The sequence below is a fragment of the Acinetobacter sp. 1424608 genome (assembly GCF_000588255.1).
Classification (GTDB): Bacteria; Pseudomonadota; Gammaproteobacteria; order Pseudomonadales; family Moraxellaceae; genus Acinetobacter; species Acinetobacter nosocomialis.
The window spans coordinates 1-10,282 of sequence record NZ_JFXL01000038.1 but is presented as its reverse complement, the minus strand read 5'-3'; the positions used below and the strand labels follow the sequence as shown (position 1 = coordinate 10,282).

Below are 10,282 nucleotides of genomic sequence, written 5' to 3'. Positions count from 1 at the left end.
ATTAGCAGAGTTTGAGGGAGATTTACTACGTGAACGTGTGCGCTCTGGTGTAGCAGCGGCACAAGCGCGTGGCGTTGTGTTTGGTCGTCGTCCTGGTCAACGTACCAAGTCAGATCGTCTGGCACCTAAAGTGTTGGAGTTGGTGTCTGCTGGACACTCTTATCGACAAGTCGGTCGGCTGGTCAATCTAAGCAAAAATACCGTGTTGGATATCGTTAAAAGAAGTCGGAGTGAAAATCCTTAGCGTGCTATATTTTCCGTTTCCTGAGACGACCCCTAACTGAAGACATTGACGGTGGATGGGCTGCAATGGGAATTAAAACCTCTACAGAGTTCACAGCGGGTTGCAAGCGTTGGGTTGAGTTGAGGTTATCGGATTGGAAGTGGAGGGCTGCCATATGATTGCCATCTCTGACATAGCGTTTTAAGGTATTTTTCTAGGGCGTATTGATGTTTCAACGTATTAACAATCATACGAACAACCTCATTCTCTCAGGTCATTTTCTTCTTGCCGATGGGTGATTTTTCGCCGATAAGCACTTGGTGATACACCAAACCAGCGTTTAAACGCGCGCCGAAAATTAGCAGAGTCGTGGTAATTCAGTAAGCTGGCAATTGCCTCGACCGATATTTGAGGGTCATGTAAATAACTACTGGCTTTCTCAGATAAAATCCGATCTCGAATCAGCCGGTAACTCGTGTTCTCTTTGACCAGACGTCTGGCCAGCGTACGCTTATTCATAAACAAGGCTGCAGCCAGATCCTCTTCACTCAGTTGCCCGAGCGGATAGGACAGCATGGCTTTTTGCACTTGGTAGGTGGTGCTGTGTTGTTGGGTCTTGAGCCGGTTGAGGATCATTTCGCATTGTTGCATCGCCAGCAGATAGCTATCGTGCTGCGCGGATGCATTGGCAATCAAGCACAACTCGGTCGGCACTCGGATCGACAGTTGTGGCTGATCAAACTGATAGGTACCGGCAAGATAATCCGCGTAACAGGCATGATGATCGGGGGCGGGATGGCTAAACTGAATCACCGCCTCGGTCAGCGGTCGTCCAACAATAAATTCGGCACATTCCGAAAAAATCACCGCAACAGTTTCGGACAGTAGCCGATGTACTGCATGACTCAAGGTCTGCTCAAAGAAAATCAAGCAGGTCGTCCACTCAGCATTGGTGTGTGTTTCGAGCCTAATCAAACTCATACGGGTCGGCAAAAAAGTTTGAAACGCTTGTAACACGGCCAATAAGTTCGGGCTGCTATTGATTAAAAAGCCCATCGAGCCATGTGTTGACGGCGTGAGCCGCTGCCCTAAACGCAAGCCAAACTGATCGGATGCGGACAACTCCAAGCTATTTTGTAAGATTTGAATCTGTTGGCTGGCCGTGATCATCGTGTCGTCACGCATCAGTTGTTCAGCGGTCAGCGTGGTGAATTTTAATAGTTTAGGTAGGTCACGCGCCTGCAAGTCCAGCTCTCGGCCAATCAGACGGGTATAGCTACAGGGGATATTAGCAGATTCACTTGTACTGGCGAGACCAGTCAGCAGACTTGGATGCAACATGGCTCAAACACCTCAATAACAGACCAGTATGAAAGAACATCGACTAGAAAAATGCAATCGACGATGGGGCTACAGCGCCATAATCGTCTTTTAATGACCCTATATTGTCAACAAGAGACCTGTAAGCAGTATGGATACATGTCTATTATGAGTAAAGAGGGATGGCTATTTTCATCGGCGTCACCAGCAACCGTATACCACACAGGAGTAGTAATAATGGGTCAAATTACATTGATCGAGTATGACGGTACCGCCACCGTACTTGACATCGAAGCGGGCAAGTCGCTGATGCAACTGGCTATCGATCACGGCGTATCCGGCATTGATGGAGATTGCGGTGGCGAATGTGCTTGTGGAACCTGTCATGTGATCGTTGACGGTGCTTGGCTGGCGGCGACAGGACAGCCCAATGACGAAGAGGCGCGCATGCTAGAGATGGTACCAGAAGGTACGGCGTCGTCTCGTTTGGCGTGCCAGATTCAATTGTCCGATGCAATGGATGGCATGGTGGTGCATTTGCCTGAGTTTCAAATGTAGTGACGGCAGATTTCAACAGCTGTTAAGCATCATCATTGAGGAATGAATCATGAAAAACATGCAAGCCACACTAAACCAAATTTCAGCCCTGCTGCCGATACCCATGCATTTACAAGTGAAAGGCATGCAGGTGTTCCAAAAGGTCAAGCAACGGGTGACACAGGCGCAACCGTTCCCTGATTTTGTAGAAAAGCCAATCCCCGATGTTGCCACGCTCAAGCTCGAAGACATCGATATGAGCAATCCGTTTTTATATCGACAGCATCAATGGCAGTCATACTTTAAGCGGCTACGCGACGAGCGTCCTGTTCATTACCAAAAAAGCAGTCCATTCGGTGCATTTTGGTCGATTACCCGTTATGACGATATTGTGTTCGTGGACAAATCCCACGAGCTGTTTTCGGCGGAACCGGTGATTGTGATTGGCAAGCCGCCCGCCGGACTGGATGTGGAAATGTTTATTGCAATGGATCCGCCTAAGCACGATGTGCAGCGTCAAGCGGTACAAGGTGTGGTCGCACCGAAAAATTTAAAAGAAATGGAAGGGCTGATCCGCAGTCGGGTACAAGAGATTTTGGATGATTTGCCGCTCGATACGCCGTTTGATTGGGTGGAGCGGGTGTCCAAAGAAATCACCGCACGCATGCTGGCGACCTTGTTAGATTTTCCGTATGAACAGCGGCACAAGCTGGTGTACTGGTCTGATACGTTGGCGGGCAGCGCAGAAGCCACGGGCGGTGAGATTAGCGACAACGATGTGCTTTTTAATGCCGCCGCTGATATGGCCAAGCAGTTTGCCGCGCTGTGGCATGCCAAGGCGGCTCAGCAAGCGGCAGGGGAGCCGATGGGATTTGATTTGATTAGCTTAATGCTGAGCAATGACGATACCAAGGATTTGATTCACCGTCCGATGGAGTTTTTGGGCAATTTGGCCTTGCTGATTGTCGGTGGGAATGACACCACGCGGAACTCCATGACCGGCGGGGTATATGCGCTGAACCTGTTTCCTGAGCAGTTTGTCAAACTGAAAAACCAACCGAGCCTGATTCCAAATATGGTGTCCGAGATCATTCGCTGGCAGACCCCACTGGCGTATATGCGTCGCATCGCCAAGCAAGACATCGAGATGCACGGCCAAACCATCCGTAAGGGCGACAAGATCTTAATGTGGTATGCCTCGGGCAATCGTGACGAGCGGGTGATTGAACAGCCAGATGCGTTTTTGATTGATCGTAAAGGTGCACGCAATCATTTGTCATTTGGCTTTGGTGTGCATCGCTGTATGGGCAATCGCTTGGCCGAGATGCAGTTGCGGATTCTGTGGGAGGAGTTATTGCTTCGCTTCGACAATATTGAGGTATTGGGTGAGCCAGAGTTGGTGCAGTCTAACTTTGTGCGCGGCTATGCCAAGATGATGGTCAAACTGACTGCCAAAGCGTAGGTATCAAAATAGGCGACAGAGGCATTTTGCAACTGTCGTCGGCAACAATTGATGCTGTGCATCAACCATGAACTGAGTGAATTCATATGCAAACAATCGTCATCATTGGCGCAAGTCATGCTGCGGCGCAGTTGGCGGCAAGTCTGCGGCCAGATGGCTGGCAGGGCGAGATTGTGGTGATCGGCGATGAGCCGTATTTGCCGTATCATCGACCGCCGTTGTCCAAGACCTTTTTATGCGGTGCACAACTGGTCGATGAGTTATTGATTCGGCCAGCCGCTTTTTATCAAAAAAATCAGATCGAATTTCGGCACGGGCGGGTGGTTGCGATTGATCGGGCAGCGCGCAGCGTGACACTACAAGATGGCAGTACGCTTGCGTATGACCAGTTGGCGCTGTGTACCGGTGCACGAGTCAGGACGGTGTCGCTGGCTGGGTCTGATTTGGCAGGTGTGCATTATCTTAGAAATATCAGCGATGTACAGGCTATCCAGCCATTTGTACAACCCAACGGCAAAGCAGTGGTGATCGGTGGTGGCTATATCGGTCTTGAAACAGCCGCCGCATTGACCGAGCAGGGCATGCAGGTGGTGGTCTTGGAAGCCGCCGAGCGGATTTTGCAGCGGGTAACTGCACCGGAAGTGTCGGACTTTTATACGCGGATTCATCGCGAACAGGGTGTGACGATTCATACCGGTGTGTCGGTCACGGCGATCACGGGTGAGGGGCGGGCGCAAGCGGTGCTGTGTGCCGATGGTTCGATGTTCGATGCAGATCTGGTGATCATCGGGGTCGGGGTTGTACCGAATATCGAGTTGGCGCTGGACGCGGGCTTGCAGGTGGACAATGGTATTGTGATTGATGAGTATTGCCGTACCAGTGCGCCAGAGATTGTGGCCATCGGGGATTGTGCCAATGCGTTTAATCCGATTTATCAGCGGCGGATGCGCTTGGAGTCGGTACCAAACGCCAATGAACAGGCCAAAATTGCCTCGGCGACCTTGTGTGGCTTACAGCGGACCTCGAAGAGTTTGCCTTGGTTTTGGTCAGATCAGTATGATCTAAAGTTGCAGATTGCGGGACTCAGTCAGGGGTATGATCAGATCGTGATTCGGGGTGATGTGCAGCAAAGGCGTAGCTTTGCAGCGTTTTATTTGCAGGCGGGTCGCCTGATTGCGGCGGATTGTGTGAATCGTCCGCAGGAGTTTATGCTAAGCAAAAAGCTGATCACGGCTGGTACGGCGGTCGATCCACTGCGGTTGGCGGATGAGTCGATTGCGGTACAGGCGTTGATGGGGTAGCTTAAAACTACATCAGGCTAGATTTGCATTACGCTGATTCAGATGTTAATCAGAATGGCATCGATAGATACCTGTGAGAGCAAGTCAGGTGCAGCTTTGGCTTTGTGTAATTCACCACCCGTGATCGCAAACACGATGGGTAATCCATACCCATCTACGGCAAGATGGATCTTACTTGTCTTGCTACCTCGACTTAAGCCAATCGCCTCCTGATCGTGAGTTGCAGCACGTGCATTATGTTGATGTGCCTTGACGTAATTGCTATCCATAACCCCTACTCTATATCAGAGTCAGTAGATAAAACCCTGAGTATGCTTTGGAAAAAACCTTTTGCTGACCAGTCGTTGTATCTTTTGTAGAGATTAGGCTGCTGACCAAACTCAGTCAGGAGGTAGGTCTAGCCATGGACATTTCACCCACATTCTGTAGAGCATGGCTTCTACGGTGAGCCGTAAATTTGGTTTGTGATCAATGTCCTGTTGCTTGAGCATAGGAGAAATCTTTGCTCAATGTTGGTCGTTCAGCATAAAGCGTGGCATGGTGGACTCGGATGGGGAGAGCTTTAATTCTCTGAGTCTGCCTCCAATTTGCAATCAATATTTTCAAACGTCAACACACTCTAATGTAAAAAAACTAACATTAAAAAAACACCTCTGCCAAAAGGTCTGGTAGCTATATTCGATGTCAAAGATGATCTGGCTCACCTGCTGCGTTGTTAACTCATTCTATCAAATTTTGAGGACAGGCTTGACATTTGGTCAATCGACCAATATATATTCAAAATATGCATTTGGTCATTTGACCAATACCCGTTGAATTCTTGTGTGATATTTGCTGTGCCTGACCAAGGTGAAAAATATTGCTCAAGGTCAAATGTGATAGCAGGTTTACAGACATTCGATGCCTTTACAAGGAAACTCTCGCCATGACTCATATGATCAATATCCAGCCACGTAAGCCGCGGTTTGATTTAAGTGATGTTCCAGTTTTTTGGAACGACGGTGACCCGGTGTTAACACGCTTCTTTGATGCACTTTCTATTCACTTCCCCGATGGAGAGCGTTTTTTTATTCAGTCGGTGCGTAACTATCAGGATCTGGTCACAGATCCTAAACTGAGAGAAGATATCAAAAACTTTTTTCGCCAAGAAGCGCAACATGGCATTGTGCATGACCAGTATAATGCGGTGATGCAGTCGCAAGGCATTCATGTCGAAAAGGTCATCGCAAGATTCAAATTATTTATTCGGCTCTCCCAAAAACACCTGCCCGCCAAGTATCTGTTGGCCATGACAGCTGCCTTTGAACATATTACTGCTGTACTAGGCGAGGGTGCTATGGAGGGTGAGGGTGAGATGTTCAAGAATGCTCATCCCGCAATGCGTGCCATGTTCATGTGGCATGGGGTAGAAGAAGTCGAACACAAAACAGTAGCCTTTGATGTTTACGAAACAGCGGCAGGTGGGGGGGATTTCACCCGCGCATCTGCTTTGATTATCGGAACGCTACTGGTACATGCGGTGGTTGGCTCAGTTCTTTGGCATATGTTGAAAATTGACAAACTACAAGGTCAGCCATTGGTGCTTGCTAAGGGATTTTATCGCCTCTATGGACCACGTGGCCTGATTACCAGACTTATTCCACGCTATCTGGACTGGTTTAAGCCAGGTTTCCATCCTAGCGACACCGAAATCCCAGAAAAGGTTAATTCTTGGCTGGCTGAATATGATAAGCATCAAGACCCTATGGAAGCGTCACGAATTGTTTTTAATGTCCCCATTGCAAAAGCTGTATAGATCAGGAGAGACCGTGAAAGACTCGACTCGACTTGACCAAGTCGAGTAACCTGTCTTATTGATATAATGTTATGAGTCAAACTATGTTGAGTAGTGAATCTACGCGAGTCGAAGTTGCTGACCGCGAGAGAGTATTAGCCGCTTCTGCCAAGCTGTTTCGAGAAAAGGGTTTTGAGCGTACCAGTGTGCGAGAAATTGCCAGTGCTTGTGGTATTCTTCCAGGCAGTCTGCATTACCGCTATCGTAGTAAAGACGATATTTTGGTTGATATGATGCGGCTTGCTATTGAGAGAACTATTTACAGGATTGTTGAGGCGACTTCCGCGATTCAAGATCCACTCAAAAAAATGCAATCGGCACTGCAGACACATGTCGATATCCTTATGTCGGGTGACGATATGGTTTATGTGTTGTTGTTTGAGTGGCGCTCGGTACATGGAGTCGCACGTGAGCAGATTATTGCTGAGAGAGACAGATACGAGCGATATTGGCAGACAATTCTTGATGATCTGCAGTCTTATGGTTGTATCCGAAACGATGTGGATGCAGATCTGTTAAGACTGATTGGGCTAGGAGCAATAAACTGGGCTGCCACTTGGTATAAAGAAAATGGTAAGTACAATCTTGAACAGATCGCGGATGCGATATGGCAGATGATGACAAGAGGCATCCTTAATCCAGATTTTCACGAAGAGGCAAAAAACCTGTGACCAACTATAAGACTCCATCCCGTATCACGCACGCCATCGGGAGGCATTGTGGCAGCTCCGCAATTCGTGATTTGCTCGAGTTTAATGGGCTGAATATTTCCGAGGCCATGTGCTTTGGATTAGGCTCAGGGCTTGGCGTGACCTATTTGGAAATGGCTGACGCCCCTGTGCCATTTTTAGTGCATGTGCGGTCTTTGGGGTTTGAAGCGCGCGTATTTGAAAGTATCGGTATACCCTTTGAGTGGCAAACCTTCGAGTCACCCGAATCGGCAGCCACCGCGCTGGAGAAATGTTTGGATGCGGGTCACCCCACCCTGTTGCTGACGGATATTTTTTATTTACCTTACTTCAACAGCAGCACGCACTTTCCCGGTCACGCCATAGCCGCTTGGTCGAGAAATCCAGAGACAGGTGCGGTATTTGTCACCGATACCGAGCGTCCGAGTGTTTTGTCGGTGACGCGAGAGGCACTGACCCGCGCACGTTTTTCTACACAGCCCCCATTTATTCACTATGGCAATATGTTCACGCCCACCGCGTTTCAAGGCGAAATTACCCCCGAGATGATTACCGGTGTCATCCATGACAACGCCAAGTCATTAGCTGTGAGTGGCATATCGGCACTGGAAACATGGCTGGCCGAACTGAGTCGTTGGGGAGCCACAGGCGATTGGCACTGGACGACCCGATTTGCCTACCAAATTATTGAAAAGCGTGGCACAGGTGGCGGCGGCTTCCGCAAAATGTACGCTGAATTCCTTGATGAAGCGGTTCACTATGACGCAAGTGTACAGCAATATCGACTGCCCCTGTTAATGAGGGCTTGCGAAAAAGCATGGACGGCATTAGCCATGTGTTTGAAGTCTGCCTCGGAAAGCACAAACTTTCCATATGCCGCCATTGAAGAGGCCATTGTGGCGGTGATGCAGGCCGAACGTAATTATACAGATGCCGCCCTTGCACTTTGAGACGTGCCGCTAATTTTTTCGCAATAAAATCAGCCAGCAATGGCGGGAGTTCAAAAATGGACAGTAATAACACGGCACACCTGACCATGGCTAAGGCGTTTTTTGGTACTAATCACCCTTTATTCAATATGTTCAATATTAGTGTTGGTGCAGTGAGCGATGGTCATGCCGAGATGACGATGCCCTTCTCTGAGCAACTCTCTGACCGTAAAGGCTCACTGCATCGAGGGGCTTTGGTGACGCTGCTGGATACGACTTGCGGCTTATCTATTTTTTCGTCATTGCGGTCGTTAGAGCCGATTGCCACTATTGATTTGCGTGTCGATTTTTTGCGACGTATTCCCTCTGCGGTAGGTTTAAAGGCGATAGTGGATTGCATTGGTAGAACCGATACGGTGGCCTTTATCACGGGCCGAGCGGTTGCAGAAGACAGTGGTGAGCTACTGGCTACTGTCACTGGTTCTTTCGCAATCGGCACGATGGGACCCTCTTTTGACAGCAATGAAGCGCGAGGCGAGTGATATGAGTATAGTAAATCAGATGAGCGCGGAAACACCCCCACTAAAATTGTGTGACGAGCCTTTTGTCGATTTTCTAGGTTTTCGTGAGGAAATGCAACATGGAGAAATACAGTACTTTATGGACTTTCGTGATTCGCATATCGGCAACCCGATGATTGGCACGTTTCATGGCGGCATTCTCGCGAGTTTTGGTGAAGTGGCCGCCGCCGCCTATCTTGCCCGTCAGCGTGGTGATAATGAGCTGCCCTTATGCTCCACGATGACCTTTGATTACCTGCGGCCAGCATTTATAGGTACGTTACAGGCAGTCCCCAGTATTGTTCGTGCGGGTCGGCGCATTACGACAGTATCGGTTCAGTTACTACTTGATGGCAAGTTGGTTTGTATCGGTCGATTCCTGTTTACGGTTAGCAGCAAATAAAATTGGAGCAAGCTCAGTTCAGGATGCCGACCCTGTTTTACTCAGAAAAATTTTCAATAGATAGACAAATAATATCAAATAGCTGGAACTACTACTGATACCGATACAGCGTTGGCGCAGAAATCCCAAACTCCTTCGCCAATGCTCGCTTGGTTTTGTAGTCGCCAGATTCAAGACGTTGATGCAGCAGAGCCACTTGTTCAGGAGTCAGTGACGGCTTACGGCCCTTGTAGGGGTCGTCTCAGGAAACGGAAAATATAGCACGCTAAGGTTTTTCAATTGCGCGCAATGGCCTAAATTTTCCACCACCTATCTTGGCTTTGCTTCGCCATAGATAATCCCCAGTTAAATTGATGTGCTCCCACCCCAGCGGTGACAGATATTGCAGCAAGGTATCATCGACTGTGCGACCATGCCCTCGTAGGGCGTTAGTCGCTCTCTCTAAATAAACCGTGTTCCACAATACAATGGCGGCGGTCACTAGATTCAAGCCACTGGCTCGATAACGCTGTTGCTCAAAGCTTCGATCTCGAATCTCACCCAATCGATAAAAGAAAACGGCGCGCGCTAATGCATTACGGGCTTCACCTTTATTTAATCCAGCTTGAACCCGACGGCGTAGTTCTACGCTTTGCAACCAATCCAAGATAAACAGTGTGCGCTCAATACGCCCCAGCTCTCGTAATGCCAATGCCAAACCATTCTGTCGTGGATAACTACCGAGTTTACGTAGCATTAGCGACGCTGTGACAGTCCCTTGCTTGATTGATGCGGCCAGACGCAAAATATCGTCCCAATGAGTACGAATCTGTTTGATATTCAGTGTGCCGCCAATCATGGGTTTAAGTGCGGCATAGTCTATGTCTGACTTTGGAATATAGAGTTTCGTATCGCCCAGATCACGAATTCGTGGTGCAAATCGAAACCCTAGCATGTGCATGAGTGCAAAAACATGGTCGGTGAATCCAGCCGTATCGGTGTAGTGTTCCTCGATGCGTAAATCAGACTCGTGATACAGCAGCCC

Annotated in this window: 12 protein-coding genes and 1 pseudogene; 9 read left to right on the top strand and 4 right to left on the bottom strand. The window is 48.8% G+C overall.

The annotated features are described in order from the left end of the window. A partial coding sequence (locus J678_RS22575) for a recombinase family protein (protein WP_032027515.1) occupies nt 1-244 on the top strand: 244 nt, incomplete at its 5' end. A gap of 240 nt (nt 245-484) precedes the next feature. On the opposite strand, the gene J678_RS22570 is transcribed toward J678_RS22575, so the two are convergent. Further along, nucleotides 485-1,564, bottom strand: a complete 1,080-nt coding sequence (locus J678_RS22570) for an AraC family transcriptional regulator (RefSeq protein ID WP_004658508.1) — start codon at nt 1,562-1,564, stop codon at nt 485-487. 216 nt (nt 1,565-1,780) lie between these two features. Between J678_RS22570 and J678_RS22565 the strand changes: the two genes are divergently transcribed. The 3 genes from J678_RS22565 to J678_RS22560 all read left to right on the top strand — a co-directional run bounded on the left by J678_RS22565 (nt 1,781) and on the right by J678_RS22560 (nt 4,843). Further along, complete coding sequence (locus tag J678_RS22565) at nt 1,781-2,101, top strand: 2Fe-2S iron-sulfur cluster-binding protein (RefSeq protein WP_004658513.1); 321 nt, start codon at nt 1,781-1,783, stop codon at nt 2,099-2,101. A gap of 49 nt (nt 2,102-2,150) precedes the next feature. After that, nucleotides 2,151-3,542 (top strand): cytochrome P450, encoded by a 1,392-nt coding sequence (locus tag J678_RS0104745; RefSeq protein WP_004658516.1) that lies wholly within the window; start codon nt 2,151-2,153, stop codon nt 3,540-3,542. 86 nt (nt 3,543-3,628) lie between these two features. Beyond that, nucleotides 3,629-4,843 carry an NAD(P)/FAD-dependent oxidoreductase gene (locus tag J678_RS22560; RefSeq protein ID WP_001193555.1) on the top strand — a complete coding sequence of 405 codons (1,215 nt, stop codon included), beginning with the start codon at nt 3,629-3,631 and terminating at the stop codon, nt 4,841-4,843. A gap of 38 nt (nt 4,844-4,881) precedes the next feature. Here J678_RS22560 and J678_RS22555 read toward each other — a convergent pair whose 3' ends face one another. Further along, nucleotides 4,882-5,112, bottom strand: a complete 231-nt coding sequence (locus J678_RS22555; protein ID WP_004656998.1) for an IS5 family transposase — start codon at nt 5,110-5,112, stop codon at nt 4,882-4,884. Nucleotides 5,113-5,768: 656 nt separating this feature from the next. Between J678_RS22555 and J678_RS22550 the strand changes: the two genes are divergently transcribed. The 5 genes from J678_RS22550 to J678_RS22530 all read left to right on the top strand — a co-directional run bounded on the left by J678_RS22550 (nt 5,769) and on the right by J678_RS22530 (nt 9,258). Further along, a complete protein-coding gene (locus tag J678_RS22550) occupies nt 5,769-6,638 on the top strand; it encodes a metal-dependent hydrolase (protein WP_031967281.1) in 870 nt (289 codons plus the stop codon). Between the two features lie 83 nt (nt 6,639-6,721). Next, complete coding sequence (locus tag J678_RS22545; RefSeq protein WP_000952904.1) at nt 6,722-7,348, top strand: TetR/AcrR family transcriptional regulator; 627 nt, start codon at nt 6,722-6,724, stop codon at nt 7,346-7,348. Continuing rightward, nucleotides 7,345-8,316, top strand: a complete 972-nt coding sequence (locus J678_RS22540) for a BtrH N-terminal domain-containing protein (RefSeq protein ID WP_000186299.1) — start codon at nt 7,345-7,347, stop codon at nt 8,314-8,316. The genes J678_RS22545 and J678_RS22540 overlap by 4 nt, the downstream gene beginning before the upstream one ends. 56 nt (nt 8,317-8,372) lie before the next feature. Continuing rightward, nucleotides 8,373-8,837 (top strand): PaaI family thioesterase, encoded by a 465-nt coding sequence (locus tag J678_RS22535; RefSeq protein WP_000378064.1) that lies wholly within the window; start codon nt 8,373-8,375, stop codon nt 8,835-8,837. Nucleotide 8,838: 1 nt separating this feature from the next. Further along, nucleotides 8,839-9,258: a PaaI family thioesterase gene (locus J678_RS22530; RefSeq protein ID WP_000029507.1), complete on the top strand. Its 420-nt coding sequence runs from the start codon at nt 8,839-8,841 to the stop codon at nt 9,256-9,258. A 91-nt stretch (nt 9,259-9,349) separates the two neighbouring features. Here the strand turns inward: J678_RS22530 and J678_RS23485 are convergent. Further along, nucleotides 9,350-9,472: pseudogene (locus J678_RS23485) on the bottom strand (helix-turn-helix domain-containing protein); the annotation flags it as partial. Between the two features lie 51 nt (nt 9,473-9,523). Next, the coding region (locus J678_RS22525; RefSeq protein ID WP_032027546.1) for a Tn3 family transposase at nt 9,524-10,282 on the bottom strand (759 nt) is incomplete at its 5' end.

What these genes read in the sequence shown, in the direction of transcription:
- J678_RS22550 (WP_031967281.1), top strand. Translation starts at nt 5,769, where the DNA reads ATGACTCATATGATCAATATCCAGCCACGTAAGCCGCGGTTTGATTTA.
- J678_RS22560 (WP_001193555.1), top strand. Translation starts at nt 3,629, where the DNA reads ATGCAAACAATCGTCATCATTGGCGCAAGTCATGCTGCGGCGCAGTTG.
- J678_RS22530 (WP_000029507.1), top strand. Translation starts at nt 8,839, where the DNA reads ATGAGTATAGTAAATCAGATGAGCGCGGAAACACCCCCACTAAAATTG.
- J678_RS22570 (WP_004658508.1), bottom strand. Translation starts at nt 1,564, where the DNA reads ATGTTGCATCCAAGTCTGCTGACTGGTCTCGCCAGTACAAGTGAATCT.
- J678_RS0104745 (WP_004658516.1), top strand. Translation starts at nt 2,151, where the DNA reads ATGAAAAACATGCAAGCCACACTAAACCAAATTTCAGCCCTGCTGCCG.
- J678_RS22555 (WP_004656998.1), bottom strand. Translation starts at nt 5,112, where the DNA reads ATGGATAGCAATTACGTCAAGGCACATCAACATAATGCACGTGCTGCA.
- J678_RS22545 (WP_000952904.1), top strand. Translation starts at nt 6,722, where the DNA reads ATGTTGAGTAGTGAATCTACGCGAGTCGAAGTTGCTGACCGCGAGAGA.
- J678_RS22535 (WP_000378064.1), top strand. Translation starts at nt 8,373, where the DNA reads ATGGACAGTAATAACACGGCACACCTGACCATGGCTAAGGCGTTTTTT.
- J678_RS22565 (WP_004658513.1), top strand. Translation starts at nt 1,781, where the DNA reads ATGGGTCAAATTACATTGATCGAGTATGACGGTACCGCCACCGTACTT.